11 protein-coding genes are annotated in these 20,784 nt (G+C 36.9%); 3 read left to right on the forward strand and 8 right to left on the reverse strand.

The window, feature by feature from the left end:
• Window positions 1-62 precede the first annotated feature (62 nt).
• Window positions 63-2,369 (reverse strand): reprolysin-like metallopeptidase, encoded by a 2,307-nt coding sequence (locus ACTJIV_RS09390; protein ID WP_440627042.1) that lies wholly within the window; start codon window positions 2,367-2,369, stop codon window positions 63-65.
• Window positions 2,370-2,905: 536 nt separating this feature from the next.
• Between ACTJIV_RS09390 and ACTJIV_RS09395 the strand changes: the two genes are divergently transcribed.
• A complete protein-coding gene (locus ACTJIV_RS09395) occupies window positions 2,906-3,850 on the forward strand; it encodes a DUF4349 domain-containing protein (RefSeq protein ID WP_440627044.1) in 945 nt (314 codons plus the stop codon).
• A 244-nt stretch (window positions 3,851-4,094) separates the two neighbouring features.
• Here the strand turns inward: ACTJIV_RS09395 and ACTJIV_RS09400 are convergent, their stop codons facing one another.
• Both ACTJIV_RS09400 and ACTJIV_RS09405 read right to left on the reverse strand, forming a co-directional pair.
• Window positions 4,095-4,460, reverse strand: a complete 366-nt coding sequence (locus ACTJIV_RS09400) for a hypothetical protein (RefSeq protein WP_111960942.1) — start codon at window positions 4,458-4,460, stop codon at window positions 4,095-4,097.
• A 23-nt stretch (window positions 4,461-4,483) separates the two neighbouring features.
• Complete coding sequence (locus ACTJIV_RS09405) at window positions 4,484-5,623, reverse strand: acyl-CoA dehydrogenase (protein ID WP_062652654.1); 1,140 nt, start codon at window positions 5,621-5,623, stop codon at window positions 4,484-4,486.
• A 220-nt stretch (window positions 5,624-5,843) separates the two neighbouring features.
• Here ACTJIV_RS09405 and ACTJIV_RS09410 point away from each other — a divergent pair, with 220 nt between their 5' ends.
• On the forward strand, window positions 5,844-7,622 hold the full coding sequence (locus ACTJIV_RS09410) for an AMP-dependent synthetase/ligase (RefSeq protein WP_111960941.1): 1,779 nt from the start codon (window positions 5,844-5,846) through the stop codon (window positions 7,620-7,622).
• A gap of 158 nt (window positions 7,623-7,780) precedes the next feature.
• Here the strand turns inward: ACTJIV_RS09410 and ACTJIV_RS09415 are convergent, their stop codons facing one another.
• Together ACTJIV_RS09415 and ACTJIV_RS09420 are read right to left on the reverse strand one after the other, a co-directional pair.
• Entirely contained in the window at window positions 7,781-8,557 is a 777-nt protein-coding gene (locus ACTJIV_RS09415) for a zinc ribbon domain-containing protein (RefSeq protein WP_111960940.1), read from the reverse strand.
• Between the two features lie 2 nt (window positions 8,558-8,559).
• Window positions 8,560-9,657 carry a Nif3-like dinuclear metal center hexameric protein gene (locus tag ACTJIV_RS09420; RefSeq protein ID WP_440627047.1) on the reverse strand — a complete coding sequence of 366 codons (1,098 nt, stop codon included), beginning with the start codon at window positions 9,655-9,657 and terminating at the stop codon, window positions 8,560-8,562.
• A gap of 62 nt (window positions 9,658-9,719) precedes the next feature.
• Between ACTJIV_RS09420 and ACTJIV_RS09425 the strand changes: the two genes are divergently transcribed.
• A complete protein-coding gene (locus ACTJIV_RS09425) occupies window positions 9,720-10,547 on the forward strand; it encodes an ion transporter (protein WP_111960938.1) in 828 nt (275 codons plus the stop codon).
• Between the two features lie 259 nt (window positions 10,548-10,806).
• Here ACTJIV_RS09425 and ACTJIV_RS09430 read toward each other — a convergent pair whose 3' ends face one another.
• The 3 genes from ACTJIV_RS09430 to dnaE form a co-directional block, all read right to left on the reverse strand.
• Entirely contained in the window at window positions 10,807-12,399 is a 1,593-nt protein-coding gene (locus tag ACTJIV_RS09430) for a GEVED domain-containing protein (protein ID WP_440627049.1), read from the reverse strand.
• A 234-nt stretch (window positions 12,400-12,633) separates the two neighbouring features.
• The gene (locus ACTJIV_RS09435) at window positions 12,634-15,732 is read right to left on the reverse strand and encodes a T9SS type A sorting domain-containing protein (protein ID WP_440627051.1); all 3,099 of its coding nucleotides are present in this window, start codon (window positions 15,730-15,732) and stop codon (window positions 12,634-12,636) included.
• A 332-nt stretch (window positions 15,733-16,064) separates the two neighbouring features.
• On the reverse strand, window positions 16,065-20,729 hold the full coding sequence (dnaE, locus tag ACTJIV_RS09440) for a DNA polymerase III subunit alpha (protein WP_440627053.1): 4,665 nt from the start codon (window positions 20,727-20,729) through the stop codon (window positions 16,065-16,067).
• Window positions 20,730-20,784: the final 55 nt, after the last annotated feature.

Raw genomic sequence — 20,784 nt, forward strand, 5'->3', positions numbered from 1 at the left:
GCAATAAAAAAATAAAAAACCGTTCAGATGAACGGTTTTTTTATATAATTTATTTGGATAGTTTACTTAGGTATCATCATTAATTTCTTAACAATTTTCTCTCCGTCTACAGTAACATGAATCATATAGGATTCGGTAGGCAAATGTTTTAAGTTAATCTGTTCCAGAAGTTGATCAAATATATATTTGGTCTTTTTAGGAACAATCAGCTTTCCATCCATTGAAAATAATTCGTAGGTAATAACATAAGGACGAAGTGGAACCTGTCTAGGGAAATCAGCTTTGATATACACATACCCATCGTTGGAAGGCACAGGATATATCATCAGTCCCTGGTAAACTCTTGTAGGGACTGTTACCGGATCTCTTGGATTTGGTGGTGGGTTTACTACCACTGATGAATTAATTGTAAAGTTCTGTAAATTGACATTAAAGAATATATTATTAACAGCTTTCACCATAATTCTGGCATTGTTGGAAATTGTACCAAGACCGCCTGGAACAGTATAATTATAAGAACCTGTATTAGGAGTGCTTGCCACCAAAACAGTTGGGAACGTGAGACCGCCGTCTTTTGACAACAGGATTGTTACATTAGGTGCGCTTATCGGTGCCGTTGTTGTATTGGCAACATTCCATGTAATTGCATATGACTGACCTTCAGTCCAAACAACGCCAGTAGTATTTTGTGAAGTTACGGTAAACGGGCCTGCAGCTGCATTCACTGTAACTACCATATCATCAGAATTGTTTCCAGAACCTCCCGCTCTATTGTCACGAGTGGTAAACCTGAAGTTATATGTTCTGGCAACATTTGATAAAGCTTCTACAGGAATTGCCAAGCCTTGAGTAGTAGTTGCTCCAGCTAATACTGAAGTCATTGTTGGAAAATATCTAATAGGAGTAGTTTGTGGAGTCCAAGATCTGAAAGTAGGACCAGAAGCTTTTGTTGCAGTTGCCGCAGAATTTGCTCCGGTTTGTCCAGCAACAGCTTTATCCATTTGCTCCCAAATATAGGTTAGAGCATCTCCATCTCCGTCAGTGCCCGTTCCTGTAAGCATAAATGGAGTGCCCTTCGGAATGATATAATCTAATCCTGCATCAGCTGTAGGAATAGCATTTCCGGTATTTGTAATTACCGGGCAGGTTTTTGTTTTAATATTATTGGTAATCTGCTGAATACTTATAGCATGAAAAAATGGATCTGAATGTTGTTGCACATCCTGGTTGGTAATCCCTGCATACCCCATAATTGTAGATCCTGAACCGGGCTCCATATTTACCCCTGCTGATTCAATATTATGAGAAAATGTATGATTTCCTCCAAACTGATGCCCCATTTCATGGGCAACATAATCAATATCAAAACTATCACCAGATGGAATAGCATTTGCCGGGGAAGTATATCCACTTCCTTTTGATCCATTGGTACAAACGCAACCAATACAACCAGCATTTCCACCACCACCAGTTGCCCCAAATAAATGGCCGATATCGTAGTTTGCTTCTCCAATCGTCGCAGTTAAAGTATTCTGTAACTGAGCATTCCAGTTATTCATTTGGGCTGAAGGAGAATAAGGATCTGTAGCTGCGTCAGTATAAATTACAGCATTATTGTTTGCAATAATGATCATTCTTGCAGAGAAATCTTTTTCAAAAACTCCATTTACACGAGTCATTGTATTGTTCATCGCTGCCAATGCACCCGCTACTGTTCCTCCAAAATAGGTTGTATATTCACCTGTACAAGATAAGGCTAATCTGAAAGTTCTTAATTTTCCATCATCGGCATTTGGTCTTGCGGTAAGATCAGAATTATCCAGACCTTTTTGAGCAACATCCAGCACAGTACATTCAAACTTATCTAAACTCTCTTTTTTATCTGATTTTTTATAAACAACATAAGTTGAAAGGTCTTTTGTATATGGCTCGATAAAAACCGCTGATTTGTTTCCATAAATCTCCATTGAAGATAATCCCAATGGTGAAATACTGAAATAAATAGTAGAACTAGGGTCATCATCACCTACACCAACATAAGATTTAATATCCGGATATTTTGCTGCTAATTCAGGATCGAAATTTGAGTTTTCTCTTACTTTGAAACTTTCAAGGTTGCCATTAGAATTTGGGAAAGAAACAATAACATCAGACTTTCCTTTAACAGCAAATCTTTTGGGTGCTTTCGCTAAAACATTCTTTAAATTATCAAAATCAAGATTATAAATTTTGGGGTGAAGAATGCTGGTCTTATTTTCAAAGATTTCCGAAGTATTTTTTTGAGACACTTCCTTCCAAAGTCTGCTTGTTTGTGCTAAAAAAACATTGGAAATAAGAAATATCCCCATCAAAAGTATTTGTTTTTTCATATAGTTTTTCTTTTTTTTTTAAACTTATTATTACTGTGCTTATCTTTTTAATATTAAATAATATAATTTCATCATCAACAAATGTGGATCATTACACTATTAAAAATGAGAACAAAATACACTCCTTTCATTATAAAAATCTAAAAAGCAAATGTAAATATTATAATATTCAGAATCAGCATTTGAATGTTATTTTTCAAAAAAAATGTTAAATTATTATAAAACAATCCCAAAATATAATAAACCATTACCACTATCCGGTAGAAAAAAATGCCAAGTACTAATAAAAAAACAGCTTACTCTTCTACTCATTTTTCATAAAGCTTTATTTTTTTAACCTCATAATTATAAAAAATTAATCATTTAATTTATTGTTGAAGATAATTTTCATCCATTCTGTTTTTGTAAATCTTTTGTAAAACAGATCCAATACAATGATTTTCAATTCATTAAAATTTTACCGGAATAATACTTTCTATTTACAAAAGTATGCTTCTGTTCACCACTAATTTTACATCATCAAAAAAATTAATGTTATGAAAAAGTACCTATTACTGGTGGCTGTATCCAGCACTTTCATTATGTGTAAAAAAGCAGAAGCGACAAAATCTCAAATAGAAGATACAATTCATACGGCAGACAGTACGGCTGCTGTAGTAAATGAAACTATCAATTCCATCAACAATACTGCGGACAAGGTTCTGGATTCTGCTAACGTCAGAATAAAAGATTTTGAAGATGCCAAAGGCGAAATTCAGCAGAAAATAGAAAATACGTCTAAGATGGTTGACTCTTTAACCGATAAAATTGCTTCAACAAAACTGGAATCGAAGATTGAGAAGAAAGATTCGGCACAGAAAAAAGCCGAAAAAATTGTGGTGAATGTCCCTGCTCCAAAAGTAATTAAAGAAACCCAAATTGTTTATAAGGACAAACCTCAGAATGATGCTTATGAGCTTAAAAATAAGATGGTGAAAACAGCTATTCTTTCTATAAAAGCTGACCATGCAGAAACGGTAAAGGAACTTGTAAAAGATGAAATCATAAAAAATAACGGTTATGTAAAAAGCGAAGAGCTTTCTTATGTTACGACAGAAGCAGCCAACAGAAACTCTTCGTACGAAGAAAACAACCAAAAGGTATATTATATGGACGTTAAAGTTCCTATCCGTAATTTTGACAGTTTAATGAATGACCTAAGTGAGATTGGAGATATTGAAACTAAAAGTATACAGGTTTCCGGAAACAACTACGCAGAGAATACCCTATGTACAATAACCGTGACTCTTACCGATAAATCGAGTTTCGAAAAAGAACCTAAAACTTTCGGCGAAAAATCACTGGCAGCAGTTTCATCAGGATGGAATGTGATTACATCGGTCTTTCTTTTCATTCTTCCGCTCTGGCCATTATTCCTGATCGGCGGAATAGGATACTATTTCTATAAAAAGAAAAAAACCACGGACAACAATCTCCAATAAAACAAAATCCATCGAAAGATGGATTTTTTAATATTATTTTAATAAAAATCAAATCTCTGCCGAATTTGTTCTTTGTATATTTAAATATTCGTGGTTGATGGTATTGGTCAGTTACGGAAGTTATTTCGCAGGAATTTAAATAAGTATGTATTTAATCAACAGGATACACCATGTATTCAGCCTGGTTAAAGGTATATTATAAAAGTGGTTTGTAATAAGAAAGGCTCCCGATGGGAGCCTTTCGCTATTTCATGTTCACTATTTTGTCTACGATAAACTTTGTGTTTCCTCTCCACGGAAGCGCTCCATTGTATTCCTTATAATGAAGATCGAAAGTTTTGCCGCTGTTGGTTTCCAGCTGTTTAAAAATTTCAGGATCTTCTACCGAAAATTCAAATTCATAGCTTGTAATGGTTCCTGTTTTTCCTTTTCCAAAACCTTCCTGGATGAGTTTTCCTTCATAGGTTTTGAAAACATAGCCTTTTTTCATGGCATAATTCAGATAGCCGGACTTTACTCCTTCTCCAAAGACGAAATAGTATTTATACCATACCGTTACCCCTATCAGAAGAAGTATTACCCCGAGGCTGATCCACAAAGTTTTTTTCATAAGCAGTGTGTTTTTATATTAATTTATTTGGCGATGCTTCTGGAAATCACAATTTTCTGAATCTCCGAAGTACCTTCGTAGATCTGCGTAATCTTTGCATCTCTCATCATTCTTTCTACGTGGTATTCTTTCACATATCCGTATCCACCGTGGATCTGTACTGCCTCAATGGTAGTATCCATTGCCACCTGGGAAGCGTATAATTTTGCCATTGCACCGCTTTCAGAGATATCTTTACCGGCATCTTTCTCACATGCGGCTTTGAAACATAACATTCTTGCTGCAGTAATCTGGGTAGCCATATCTGCTAATTTAAATGCAATTGCCTGGTGATTAATGATTTCAGTTTTGAAAGCTTTTCTTGTTTTAGCATATTTTAAAGCCAGTTCATAAGCTCCTGAAGCAATACCCAATGCCTGAGAAGCAATACCGATTCTTCCTCCGTTCAATACTGCCATAGCAAAATTGAATCCGAATCCGTCTTCCCCGATTCTGTTTTCCTTAGGTACTTTTACGTTATTGAAGATCAAAGAGTGCGTATCACTTCCTCTGATTCCCAGTTTATCTTCCTTCACACCAACTTCAAAACCTTCCCATCCTCTTTCAACGATGAAAGCGTTAATTCCTTTATGTTTTTTCTCAGGATCTGTCTGTGCGATGACAATATAGTAAGAAGCCGTACCACCGTTCGTGATCCAGTTCTTGATACCATTTAAAAGATAATAATCTCCCTTATCTTCTGCGGTTGTTTTTTGGGAAGTAGCATCAGAACCTGCTTCAGGCTCAGATAATGCAAAAGCGCCAATTACTTTTCCACTGGCAAGAGGAGTAAGATATTTCACTTTCTGTTCTTCGGAAGCAAATTTTTCAAGACCTGCACATACCAGAGAGTTATTTACGGACATTACCACAGCTGCAGAAGCATCTATTTTTGCGATCTCCTCCATTGCCAAAACGTAAGAAACGCTATCCATCCCTGCTCCTCCGTACTTAGGATCTACCATCATTCCCAAAAGCCCCATTTCACCCATTTTCTTTACTTGCTCTGTAGGAAATTTCTGATCGCGGTCTCTTTCTATAACTTCAGGTAATAGTTCATTTTGTGCAAAATCTCTTGCAGCCTGCTGAATCATCAGCTGTTCTTCCGATAAATTAAAGTCCATAAAAAATAATAATTAGTAGCCGTAAATTTACACTTTTTAACCAAATCTGAAAATAGAATTGGAAGTAAGGGACAGACTCCTTTAAATTTCCGCAGAATAATTGGTAAAAGCCCCTAATATTATGGCAGGCATTCAATTAATTGTCAATTGATGATTTCTGATTACTACAGTTAAAAAAAATGCTTATATTTAAAATTCTTTAAAAATTGCTTAAAAAATCATGACAATCAAAAGATTATTCGATATTCCACATTATGCTTTGGAGAAATTTCCTAAAGCAGATATGTTTGTGACCAAATATCAGGGTGAATGGAAAAAAACCTCAACGTTAGAATTTATCAATCAGGGAAATAAAATATCCAGGGGGCTTTTGAAGCTGGGTATAAAACCTGGTGACAAGATTGCTCTGATCACCACCAATTCCCGTACGGAATGGGCAGTTATGGATTTTGGACTGTCTCAAATCGGTGTGGTTTCCGTTCCGGTTTATCCGAGTATTTCTGCTGAAGATTATGAGTTCATATTTAATAATGCTGAAATACAGTATTGTTTTGTATCTGATAAAGAATTGCTTAATAAAGTAATGAAGGTGAAACATAATATCCCTTCACTACAGGGAATTTTCACTTTTGATACGATAAGCGGGGCAGCCAACTGGAGAGAAATTCTGGATCTTGGTGAGGACGATTCTACCCAGATTGAGGTGGAGGATCTTTCCAATGCCATCAATTCTGAGGATCTGGCTACCATTATTTACACTTCAGGCACTACAGGAAGACCGAAAGGAGTAATGCTGACCCATCATAATATTGTTTCTAACGTTTTAGGCTCTGTTCCTAGAATTCCTAAGAAAAAAAGCCTGGATTACAAGGATACGAGGGTGCTGAGCTTCCTTCCTATATGCCATATTTTTGAAAGGATGCTTTTTTATCTTTTCCAGTATAATGGTTTTTCGGTTTATTTCGCTGAAAGCATTGATAAAATGGGAGAAAATGTAAAAGAAGTAAAACCGCATTATATGAGTGTGGTACCCAGGCTGGTGGAAAAGGTATATGATAAAATTTACAACACAGGTTCTTCAGCAGGCGGGCTAAAATCAAAGATATTCTTCTGGGCTTTGAATCTGATCAGCAAGAAAAAAGAAATCTCCAAACCTTCAGGATTGCAGGGAATTATTGCGGATAAACTGGTATTTTCTAAATGGAGAGAAGGTCTGGGTGGGGAAATCATTACTTTAGTTTCCGGTTCTGCAGCTTTATCGACAAGATTAAACCTGATGTTTCAGAATGCCGGTATTCCTATTTTAGAAGGATATGGCTTAACTGAAACTTCGCCGGTTATTTCTGTAAACAGTTTTGATAAAATGAAGATCGGTACCGTGGGCAGACCATTGGACAACCTTCAGGTAAAAATCCAGGAAGATGGTGAAATTACAGTAAAAGGACCTTCTGTCTTTAAAGGTTATTTTAAAGCTGAAACTATGACAAAAGAAGCTTTTACTGAAGACGGATTTTTCAAAACAGGAGATATAGGACATATCGACAGTGAAGGATTCCTGCAGATCACTGACCGTAAAAAAGAGATGTTTAAAACTTCAGGCGGAAAATACATTGCCCCTCAGACAATTGAAAACCAGGCAAAAGCTTCAAAATTCATTGAACAGATCATGGTAGTAGGAGACGGTGAAAAAATGCCGTGTGCTTTGGTACAGCCTGATTTTGAGTTTGCTAAAAGCTGGGCAATGAGAAATAATCTGAATATAGGCTCTACCCCTGCAGAAATTGCAAAAAGCCCTGAATTAAAGGAAAGAATTGAAAAGGAGATGGAAAATATCAATGAACATCTCGGAAACTGGGAAAAGATCAAAAAAATCGAACTGACCCCTGAGATATGGGCCATTGATACAGGACTGCTTACTCCTACCTTAAAGCTTAAAAGAAAAGCAATAAAAGAGAAATTCATAGATCTGTATAATAAAATGTACGAGCATCAAGAGTAAAAATACAATAAGCTGTTTCAGAAATGAAGCAGCTTTTTTAATATCCTTATATTGTGACAGGATTAAAACCTTCCACCTTTTGAATTTCCAGTTATGTATATGTTAAACAAAAAATGTGCTTCATTGCTGAAGCACATTTTTATTATTTTGAATTGTAATTAGAATTTAATTACAGATTTCATTCTTTCGTTTTCTTCCATTACCAATTCGTCATCTACAAGGATTTTTCCAGAATGCTCATCAATAATGATTTTCTTTCTCTGAGCAATTTCCATCTGCTTCTGAGGAGGAATAGTAAAGAACGACCCTTTTGGTGCTCCTCTTTCTAATCCTACAACAGCCAATCCGTTGATAGAGCTCTTTCTGATTCTGTTATACGAAGAAAGTAATCTTTCGTCAATCTTACCTGCATACTCTTTAGACTGCTCTATTAAGTATTCTTCTTCTTTCTGGGTTTCAGACACAAGATCATCCAATTCTTCCTTCTTGAATTTCAAGTGGTTTTTCAGATCTTTGATTTTCTCGTTAAGTTCGCTTAAAGTTTCATTTTTGTGAGCAATTTTAACTCCGAATTCTTTAATTCTTTTTTCAGCAAGCTGAATTTCAAGATCCTGGAATTCCATTTCTTTTCCTAATGCTTCAAACTCTTTATTGTTTCTTACATTATCCTGCTGAGATTTGTACTTTTCAATTAAAGTTTTTGCATGGTTAATTACTTCATGCTTTGTTTTGATCTGATCTTCCTGATCTTTGATATCTGCATGAAATTTTTCAGCTCTTTTTTCAAGTCCTTCGATCTCAATTTCAAGATCTTCAACTTCAATTGGCAATTCTCCTCTAGTATTTCGGATTTCATCCAATCTTGAATCAATGATCTGCAAATCGTATAAAGCTCTTAATTTTTCTTCAACTGAAATATCGTTGGTTTTTGCCATATTTAAATGAAATAATTTACTGGGTTGGTTTTTTCAATAGATTTTGAAATTGCAAATGTACTAAATTTTTGTGACAAAATTTCAAATAATTGTTGAGTTACAAATTGTTCGGATTCATAATGGCCTATGTCACAGATCAACATTTTGGATTCTGCCTGGAAATAATCATGGTATTTGATATCTCCTGTAAGATAAGCGTCGCATTTTTGCGATAAAGCAGCCTTTATTCCGCTGGCTCCGGACCCACCGAGAACGCCTACTCTTCTGATTTTTTTATGGATAAAATTGGAATGTTTAATGACTTCTAGTTCAAATTTTTCTTTTACCATTCTTAAAAAGTCCTGTTCATCCATTTCTTCGGCAAGTTCCCCATACATTCCCAAGCCTGAATGGTGATTCTCATTATCCAGCTGATATACCTGATAGGCTACTTCTTCATAGGGATGCACAGCCTTCATTGCTGAAATGATCTTTCCTTTTTTATAATCTTCAAAAATAACGGAAATCATATCTTCATCGGCATTTTCACGGATATTCTGCTGTCCGGAAAATGGATTTGAACCTTCAACAGGCCTGAATGTTCCGTTTCCATTAAGAGTAAAGCTGCATTCGTCGTAAAAACCTATATTTCCCGCTCCTGCAGTGAATAGCGCCTCTTTCACTTTTTCCGAATGGTCTTTCGGCACAAATACGCTCAGCTGTTTTAAATTATTTTTCTTAGGCTGAAGAATCCTGAGATCTTTTAATCCCAATTGACTGCAGATCTTATGGTTGACTCCAAAGAAATCATTATCAAATGCAGTATGAATGGCATAAATGGCAATTTTATTCTCAATTGCTTTCAATATAGCTCTTTCCACATAATTTTTTCCGGTCAGAGATTTTAATCCGGAAAAAATAATAGGATGAAAACATACAATCAGATTGCAGTTTTTCTGGATAGCCTCCTCTACAACATTTTCCAAAGCATCGTGGCACACCAGAATTCCGCTGACATTTCGGTCCGGGACACCACACAGCAATCCTACATTGTCAAAATCTTCTGCCTGCTGCAGGGGAATACGGTTTTCTATTTTTGAAATTACTTCGCTTATTGTCATTTTATTCTGTATGTTTGCTACGAAAATAACGATAATTTGTTAATTTTAAAAAATAGTAAAAAATGGAAAGAGAACATAATCTTGTTCCTGAAGACAAACTTTGGAAAAGATTTCTTTACAGGGTTATCTACCGTGCTGATACCAAACTAGGCAAATTATTCGACATCACTCTATTATCCCTTATCCTGATAAGCACTGCCATTATTATGATGGAGAGTGTTCCTCAGCTTGACAAAAGATTTCACTACACCTTTCTGATCCTGGAATGGATTATTTCTATTTTTTTCACAATTGAATACTGGATGCGCATCAGCGTTGTGAAGAATAAAAAAAATTATATTTTCAGCTTTTTCGGAATCATAGATTTTCTTGCACTGGTTCCTTTTTACCTTAGCTTTTTCTTTCCTGTTACCAAGTATTTCTTAATCTTCAGGATGCTGAGGATGCTGAGAATTTTCAGGATCTTCAATCTTCTGGATTTTATGAACGATGGTTACCTTATCGTTCGTGCCTTAAAGAACAGTTCCAGAAAGATCTATATTTTCCTTTTGTTCCTGATTATTTTTTCAGTGATCGTAGGTTCGCTTATGTTTATGGTGGAGGGCGGAAGACCCGGTTTTGAAACGATTCCACAATCTATTTACTGGGCAGTGGTTACGGTAACTACCGTTGGTTATGGAGATGTCTCTCCTATCACTCCGATGGGTAAATTTTTTGCTGTTATTTTAATGCTTGCAGGTTATTCTATTATTGCAGTTCCTACAGGAATTGTAACGGCAGAAATGCGCAACAAAAGACAGAATCTGGAGAAGATCTGCGACCAATGCGGCAATGAAGATATAGATGATGATGCACGGTACTGCAAACAGTGTGGCAAGAAATTAGCTTAGTATTTGGTATTGATATTAATCTGTTAACCAAATACCACAAAAATCATGGAACCACAAAAGAAAAATAAGCCTAACAGCCTGGTCATTATTCTTTTCTCTTTAGTTGTATTAATGATCATTATTTATTTTATACTCGTGATGTTTTTCCCTGCCGTCTTTGAACAAATGAACACAGGAGATATACAACCAGTACCCAATAAGTGACACTAATATAAAAAAGACGGCAATTGCCGTCTTTTTAGTTTAATATGGTTTTTTATTATTTCTTGATCGCTTTGATCATCTGCCTTGAACCGTCTTTCATGTTTAAAGTAATGAAATACAATCCTTGTTTAAGATCCCCTAAATGAAGAGCAGAAGATGGATTTTCAATAGTTTTTAACAATCGTCCGGAAACATCAGATACAGAAACTGATTTTACAAGATCTGCTTTTGAAATATTCAATACATCAGTAAAAGGATTCGGGTATGCTTTAACATTTTCTTTTTCTTTGGAAGCTTCGGATGTTGCTAATGTTGCAGTCTCTACTTTAAAATTATCAACAAAGAATTCATAATCTTCAGCATCATTTACAGTACCTTCAGAAGCATAAAATGCAAATACAGTATTGGCTCCCGTATAGGAAGTAAGATCGTAAGAATAAACTGTAGGAGTATTGGATGGTGCATTAGCCGCATTCCATGTCTGCAGAACGGTCCACGTAGTCCCTCCATCATTTGAAACCAAGAACTGAATCACATCATCAGATCCCATAGCCGAAGCAGTGGTATCTAAAAACGCTGTTACCCCATAATCGAATTTCACTCTGTATCCTCCTGCTGAAAGGTTGAAAGGTACCGTCTTTAGCCACGCTATGGTTTCGTTGTAATAAAGATTTATTTTAGCAGAATTATTATTATTTCCTTCATTCAGGAAGTCTCCATCAGACCATAATTCATCTGTATCAGTAGATCCTGTAGCCGGGTCTCCACCAGAAGCCTGTTCCCAGCAATTTCCGGGGAATGTTGAAAAATCATTGGTATAAGCAGCAGTAGGAACTATTGCGGCACAATCAGTTGTAAATGATGCACTTAAAGACCATGCGCTTTTATCGGAAGTGCTGCATACAGACCTTACCCATACATAATAAGTAGTGGCAGGAGTTAATGCAGACAAAGGCGCAGATAAAACCGAAGCACCTACACTTCCTGATGCTACAGTAGTGCTTGTTGGAACTGTATTCGTTGAGGAATAATAATATTCATACCCTACTCCTACTGTACTTGTAGAAGCTGCCCATGAAATAACAGCTGAGTTGGCAGTTAGGGTACCCGCAGACAAGTTACCTGGTGCCAGACAGCTCGGTGCAGCTCCAATCACTACAGTATAATCATGTGCTTCTCCGTAGCCTAATGTGTTGCATGGTTCCGGTTCATTGTTAAAACGGTCCCCAACTCTCATTCTGTAGGTTCCCGGTGTAACTGTTGCAGGAATAGTTATATTGCTATTGGTAACTGAATTATCATCCGGTCCGGTACTACTTCCTGTTGCTACCAGTTCCGGTGCCGCATCATCAAAGGTTCCGTTATTGTCAAAATCTACCCAGATACGTACATATTGACTGGAATATTCGTGAGTAACAGAAAATGCATAACTGAGACCTGCATTCAGGTTAATTGTTTGGGCTGTATAGTCTCCATATGAGCCCTGGGAGCATCCCGTATCAAGATGACTGAATCCCGCCGATGGAATCGTAAAGCTGTCGATCATATCTCCTCCACTACATTCGCTCGGAAATACAGGTGTGCAATAGGTCTGAGCAAAGGCAAATGCACTAATCGTTATTAAATTCACAAGTAAAAGCTTTTTCATGTAATATTTTTTTATGGTTTAAACAAATCTAATAAAAAAAATACATTAAAACTTTATCAAATAGAAAAAGAGACAGTTAAAAAGCCGTCTCTTTGATTATATATGCTCAACTTTAAATTTCATCAGTAAAAAACTGAAAATGCGCCTCTCTATTCTAGCATTGAATAAGGGGCTATGGCATTCATAAAAATAGCAGCCTTTCAGCTGCTATTCTATTGAGTATGATCAATAAGACTATTTTTTAATTGCTTTGATCGTTTGTTTTGATCCGTCTTTCATATTTAATGTTACTAAATACATTCCTTGTTTCAGATTTCCTAACTGAAGAGCTGAAGAAGGATTATCAATTGTTTTTACTACTCTTCCAGCAAGATCAACAACTGATACTGATTTCACTTTAGAGATATCAGAAATATTCAAGACATCTGCAAAAGGATTTGGATAAGCTTTGATCTCATTTTTAGCACCTGAAACTTCAGATGTTGACAAAGCACTTGCATCATATGCCGAGATCTGGAATTGTCCATCTGTTGCTGTAGAATATCTCCAAACACTAACATATAATGTAGCACCCGGTGTTTGACCTGTCAATGACAATTTAGAGAAATTCCCATTACCTGTATCATCATCACAAGCAATAGAAGTAGTACTTGTACAATCTGCAAATACAGAAATTACTGTATCAGTTAATGCTGTACCTGTATTGGTGTCTGTTTCAAGAGTAATCTTACCTGAAGCCGGAACCACTACTTTGTACCATACATTCCCTCCCACATTTGTTGGCGTTGTAAGGCAGCTAGCCGTTAATGCAGGCGTATTTGTAGAACTAACAGTAGTTCCTACTATAGCATTCTGAGCAAATGCAGTTCCTACTATTAAATCTACTGCAGATGAACAATTATCATTTGCAGGTGGCGGTGGTGGAGTATTTAAACAGATATTAAAGCTATTATTATATCCAGCGCCATTGCTGTTATAAACTCTTACATAGTAAGTTTGCCCAACTGTTAATCCAGATACTGTTGTAGTATTTGTTGTTCCACACTTAATGCTCGTTAAAGATCCACAAGAACCACTAAATATTTGAGTATATAAGCTTGTAGATGAAGCAGTTCCTGTTGAAACCACATTAGAAAGAGAAACTGTATGAGCAGCAGATCCTGCTACAAAAGAATACCAAACATCATCATCCGGTGTTCCTGAACAAGTACCTACAGGTACATTTGAATTGGTAGCACCTAAAGTATTTCCTACAGTTGTTGCAGTACAAGTAGTATCAGGGTTTACTGTTAAAGTAACAGCTGTTGCACAGTCATCATTTGCAGGTACCAGAGCAAAGGAAACTGGTCCTACCCAAGCACTTTGATCATTTGCGGAACAACGGGATCTTATCCAAACATAATATGTACTAGCTGTAACAGCATCATTAATTACATAACTTGTTCCTGTAATAGATGTCATATTTGGTGTAGATGCAGCTGTAGGAGCTGTATTTGTAGTACTGTAGTAAATGTCATATCCGTTTCCTGGTGCAGTAGCTGGTGCAGTCCAACCTATCGTAGCTGTTGTAGTTGTAGTTGCCGTAACAACAGGAGTGATAGGAACTAAACATGTAGGAGCCTCTTTTATTTCTACATCATCTAACAATAAGTTATCATAGAAGTATCCGTTACCGGCTACATCTTTATCAACAACGAATCTCACCTGTATAGTAGCTCCGTTATAGGCAGCAGGTAATACAGCACCTTCTGTTCTCCATAAAGTACTGTTGGTAGATGAAGTAAAGATAGTTTCCCATGTTGAACCTGTTACATTTTTAACCTGCACAGTAAGCTTGTTATTATCATAAGCTGGCTGGGTCCCTCCTGCAGAAGCTGCATGATTTTTAAACCATTTAAACTGAACATAAGGTACTGTAAGTCCCGCCAAGTTAATTTGAGGAGATGTTAAAGTAACGTCATGAATTCCAGTGTAAGGAGAAGATGCATCTACAAAAGCAACTGTTCCCGAAGCTCCATTACCTGTAGTACCATAATCCTGAGTACCGGTAAATTGCCATAAAGCGTAACTTGTATTATTGGTACTGGAATTGGACCAGCAGCTAGGTAAAGTCCCTGAATTGAATGACTCTAAGAAAGGAGCTGATAAAGCAGCACAAACAGTTGTAAAATTTCTTTCAGAACATGAAGCTGATGCTGTAGTTCCATCATAAGAATTAACACTGTAATAGTATTTAGTATTGTTTAATAAAGGAGAACTGAACGTATAAGAAGTTACGTTTCCTAGATCTGCATTATTTACAATATCAGTTCCACCGGCAGTGGTCCCTACTCTCAGTTTATATCCTGTAGCTCCTGTTACAGCAGCCCAGGTAATAGTCGGAGTAAGAGATACCCCAGTAGCAGCTGAAGCTGGTGCTGAAACTGTAGGACAAGGGATATTTAACGTTGTGAAAGATCTTTCACTGCATCCTGCAGATGGAATTGCTCCATTATATGCATTTACAGTATAAAAATATTGTTTATTATAATTCAGTGGTGTTGCAGGAGTATAGGTAAGAACATTTCCTAGGTCTGCATTATTCAGTACATCCGTTCCTCCCGCAGTAGTTCCGATAGATAATCTATATCCTGTAGCATTGCTAATTGCTCCCCATGTAATAGCCGGAGTAACAGAAACTCCTGTTGCTGCTGCTGCCGGAGCAGATACACTAGGACATCCTGGAATCGGATTGGGCGTAAGGCCTAAAAGAGTAACATTAGAAAGTGTAGCAGCACGTGATCCCGCAGCAACTGGAGCTGCTGGGTTGAAATCTGTTGTATCATTTCTATAGTACATACTGCTATTGGTTGTACCGGAAGCAGATACGTAGAAATAATCTGAAGAAGTGTTAAAATTCGGAGTATTCTCGTGAACTGCTATAACAAGATTATCTATATTATTATATGCAAATGGAGTTGTAAAAGTAACTTCCACTACTCCTGCATTATTGGTAATAGTACCTGAAAACACCTGAGTCATTGCTGATGTAGCAATCCAGTTTGAAGCTGCAGTACCAGCAAAAGCAGTAAGAGTAGTATGTCCTACAAACACTTCCCACTGATTTGATTTATCAAGATTAGCAGTAGCAGCTAAATAAAATTTCAGACCAGTAATAGAGCCAGGAGCATCCGCATTAATTTTTGTTTTGGATATAATTTGTTGGGTATAATTATATCCCCAATTTGATGCTATAGGATATGTTCCCGTAGTTGTCCCACTGCCCAAAGTAATTTGGGCATTCACAATAGTGGCTATCAGAAAAAATAGGCACGTTAGTAAAAGTTTTTTCATACGTAGTAAAAATAAAATTAGGGGGTAAAAGTAATCAAATATTTCATCTAATATCAAAAATTATCATAAAAAATTAAAGACAAAATCATAAACAAAACACATCATTACCTAAAATCAAATATATATTTAGTTTTAATATTAAATCATCAAATAAAGATAAAAATTTAAACATTTGATTTTCAATTTATTATATTAAAATTAAAATCACTAAAAAGTGGAGTAATTATTTATTTAACATAAAAAATAATTTTATTTTTCACCAATTAACGACTTAATTCTAAATAAAAAAAGCGGCAAAAAATGCCGCTTTTTAATTTTATATTTCGCTTTTCTTAATTCAAATAGAATTCATATTTATTAAGAAGCTGAATTTCCTTAATCAGATCTCCGTTCAGATCTACAGAATGTTTCATAGACTGAACTTCAATCTGGGAATCATCTTCAATATTTTTTATAAAGAATTTAAGTTTCTGATTTCCTTTATTCCGGTCAAGAACTTTTCTAAAAAAGTCAAGATCCTCAGGGCGGACATCCATAACATCCATAACGAGGGAAATGCTTTTTGCAAATCTTTCAAAAGCTTCCTGAAGCTCGATAACATCATTGACGTTAACAAAAACCCTTCCGTCCTTGACCTGTGCAAATTTTATTTTGAAAATCACAAATCTCTGAACTTCTAATTTCTCCTTCAGACGCATATAATCCCTATCTCCCAGCCTGAAAGAATAAGATCCCGAATAATCTTCCAAGGTAACAAAAGCCACTTTTTCTCCACTTCTGAATCCATCCTGTACCCTATACTCAGTGATTAGCCCTGCTACCGTATACTCTTTTCCGCCACCACCGTTATCTCTTTCTTTCTGAAGCGTTTTCCAGTCTTTCTTTTTTTCCTCGAAAAGCTCTTCCTGTTTATTGGAAAAAGCCTGTTCTTTGTAAGCATCCACCTCATCAAGGTTTAAAAACAGGAAATTACCTTTCGGCTCGGCTTTCTTCACCACTTCCTCTATAACTTCCTCTTCTCCTATTGACAGATCATCAGAAACAATCTCAATAAGATCCACCGTTTCATCCTGGAAATCTTTCTCTAAAATTGGAATTTCATCCGGAATCACTTTTTCATCGTCTTTTTCAAGCACAGTTTTTTTAGAAAGTCTGCCCTGCATAAACTGGAACTGGTATTTAAATTCATCCAGCGGATGAGCGGACAGGTAGAATCCTATGATTTCTTTTTCTTTGTTAAGTTTATGCATGTTAGGCCATTCCGGGCATGGCAGCAGTTTAGGCTGCTCAATCTGTACTTCATCAGCAAAATCAGCAAAAAGAGAATGTTCCATTTCATTTTTACTTTCCTGGAAACTCTGTCCGTATCTGATCAATCTTTCCAGGTTCGTTTTTCCAGCCATATCAATATCAAAATACTGACCCCTGTGATAGGAACCGAGCTCATCAAAAGCTCCGGCAAGCACTAAGCTTTCCGCTACTCTTTTATTCATTTGGGAAGGAGGAATTCTTTCAAAGAAATCATAGATATTTTTGAATCTTCCATTAGCCCTTTCCCTTGTAATTGCCTCACTTGGCCCTTCTCCTATTCCTTTGATTGCTCCAAGACCGAAACGGATCTGTCCTTTTTCGTTTACAGAGAATTTATACTGGGATTCATTTACGTCGGGTCCTAAAACATCTACTCCAATACTTTTACAGTCCTCCATAAACATGGTGATAGAGTCCGTATTGTTAATGTTATTACTCATCACACTCGCCATATATTCAGCCGGGTAATTGGCTTTCAGATAAGCGGTATGGTAGGCAATCAAAGCATAACAGGTGGAGTGGGATTTGTTGAAGGCATATTCAGCAAAAGCCTTCCAGTCATTCCAAATTTTATTTAAACGATCTTCATCAAGGTTGTTTTTCTTTCCTCCTTCAATGAATTTCGGATACATTTTATTCAGAACATCAATCTGCTTTTTACCCATCGCTTTTCTCAGCGTATCGGCTTCACCTTTGGTAAAGTTGGCCAACTTTTGGGACAAAAGCATTACCTGCTCCTGGTATACGGTAATTCCGTAGGTTTCTTTTAAATATTCTTCGGTTTCCGGTAAGTCATAAACAATTTCTTCAATTCCGTGTTTTCTGTTGATAAAGTTCGGGATATATTTGATTGGACCGGGACGATAAAGGGCATTCATGGCAATAAGATCGGCAAAAACGGTAGGCTTAAGCTCTCTCATGTATTTCTGCATCCCCGGACTTTCATACTGGAAAATCCCAATCGTCCTTCCTTCTTTAAATAACTGATATGTTTTAGTATCATCAAGCGGAATTTCGTCCGGATCAAGATCTATATTATGCCTTTGCTTAACCAGCTTCATGGCATCTTTAATGATCGTCAGGGTACGGAGTCCCAGGAAGTCCATTTTCAAGAGTCCTGCACTTTCCGCTACTGAGTTGTCAAACTGGGAAACTAAAATATCTGCATCTTTCGCTGCAATTGTTATCGGAACAAGATTACTTACATCCTCGGGAGTAATAATCACCCCACAGGCATGAATCCCTGTATTCCTGATACATCCTTCCATTTTCTTGGCACTTGCCAGTACATCAAAACGGGGATCATCAGGGTTATCCAGCACCATTCTCATTTCATCCACCAGCATCTGCTCTTCGGGCTTCAGTTTATCATATTTAGCTAAAGCTTTGGCTATGTTCATTCCGGGACTGGCAGGAATCAGTTTGGCGATATTATTGGTATCGGGTATCGGGAGATCCAATACCCTTCCGGCGTCTTTAATGGCAGATTTCCCACCTAAAACCGAATAGGTAATGATCTGCGCTACCTGGCTCTGTCCGTATTTTTCAATTACCCACTTAATAACCCTGTCACGTCCTTCATCATCAAAGTCAATATCAATATCAGGCATCGAAACCCTTTCCGGATTCAGGAATCTCTCAAAAAGGAGATCGTACTTGATGGGATCAACGTTAGTAATTCCAATACAATAGGCTACTGCAGAACCAGCTGCAGAACCTCTTCCGGGACCGACCCAAACCCCCATATTCCGGGCTTCGTTACAGAAATCCTGTACGATAAGAAAGTATCCGGGATATCCGGTATTAGCAATTACGTCAAGTTCGAAATCCAAACGTTCTTTAATCTCGTCTGTAATTCCGGTCATAACATATCTTTTTCTCGCACCTTCATAGGTTAAGTGAGTAAGATACGCCATCTCTCCTCTTTTTCCACCATCCACTGCATCTTCCGCATGGATAAACTCTTCCGGAATATCAAATTTAGGAAGGAGAACGTCTCTTTTTAAGGTATAAGGACTGAATTTTGCGAGAAATTCGTCATAAGCCTCAAAAGCATCCGGGTAAGCCAGAAATGCTTCCTTGATCTCATCACTGTTTTTAATATAATATTCTCCTGTGGTAAGTCCTCTACGTTTTCCGAAGCCTTTTCCTACAGGTGTGGTTAATTTTTCACCGTCCTTGATACAGCTTACAATATCCTGGATATTTGCATCATCTTTATGGGTATAGAATGTTTCGTTCTGTGCCAGTATTTTAGTATTATACTTATCTGCGAGGTACAATAAAACTTCATTTAAATGCTCTTCTTCAGGCAGTTTATGATTCTGAAGCTGTACATAGAAATCATCTCCGAAAGTATCTTTCCACCATTTGAAGAGTTCCTCCCCTTTTTGTTCTCCGGTATTAAGAATGGCATCAGGGATATCCCCTAAAATCCCGGATGTCAAAGCAATTAAACCTTCTTTATATTCAGCGATCAGCTCTCTGCTAATCCTCGGAACTCCAAAATAAAATCCTTTTAAAAATCCTATACTCGAAAGTTTTGCCAGGTTTTTATACCCGTTAAAATCCTTTGCCAAAAGAACAACCTGGGTTCTTCTGTCCGGGTCATCTTTTGTAAACTGCTTCTGCTCATACCGGTCTGAGATATAAAATTCACAACCCACAACAGGAATAAGCGGAGCTGAGACAGGTTCCTGCTCGGTAAATTCTGTTCCATTTTCTTCAGCTTCCTGTTTTTTGGCAAGAAACTCTTTATGCTTTTTAGAGCGGTCCGAATTGGCAGATTCTACTGCTGAAACAAATTTAAAAGCTCCCATCATATTTCCGATATCTACCATTCCCACAGCGGGAAAGTTTTCATCAGAAGCTTTTTTGATCAGGTCATTGATGCTTGAAGTAGCCATCAATGTAGAGAAAACACTGTGACTGTTAAAATTGAAATATTTTCCGAGATCAATTTCATCTATACTTCCAAAATCAGATTGCTTTTTCTTATTATTAAATTCTGCAACCTGTCTTCTGATAACAATATTAAACGGCTTTATCGGGTCCGGATAAAGGGTTTTAAAGTAACTCAGCTGATCTTCAGAGATCTTCAGTACTTCAGCAGGGATTACTCCTATTCTCATCATTTCAAAGAATACCCGGGCAGTCGCATTCACGTCGGCAGCAGCGTTGTGCGCTTCGTCAAATTTGTGACCGTACAGCTTTTCGTACAACTCTTCCAGTTTCGGAGATTTATATCTTCCTCCTCTTCCACCGCCAAGCTTACAGTAATCTGTTCCCAAAACCATTGTATCGGCTTTAGGTTTATCCTGAAGATTGTCTTTTAAATTTTTCCTGTAAAATTCTGCTCCTACAATATTATAATCGAATTCTACATTATGTCCGGACACTATTCTTACTCGGTCCAGCACTTTAGAAAACTCTTCCAAAATCTCTTGCAGGTCCCGGCCTTCTTCATGAGCAATTTTAGTAGTAATTCCGTGAATCCTTGCGGCGTTGAAGGGAATATCATACCCTTCAGGTTTTATTATATAATCCTGATTTTCAATTAATCTACCATCATCATCATGAACCTGCCATGCAATCTGAACCATTCTTGGCCAGTTGTCGGAATCTGAAAGCGGTGCATTGAAATTTTTAGGTAATCCGGTTGTTTCTGTGTCAAAAATTAAATACATATAAGTTTCTAACTTTTTTAAAAAAGAGAATGTAAAGTTACTTCAATTTTTCTAA

It is taken from the genome of Chryseobacterium sp. 22532 (assembly GCF_052044665.1).
Taxonomy (GTDB): domain Bacteria; phylum Bacteroidota; class Bacteroidia; order Flavobacteriales; family Weeksellaceae; genus Chryseobacterium; species Chryseobacterium lathyri.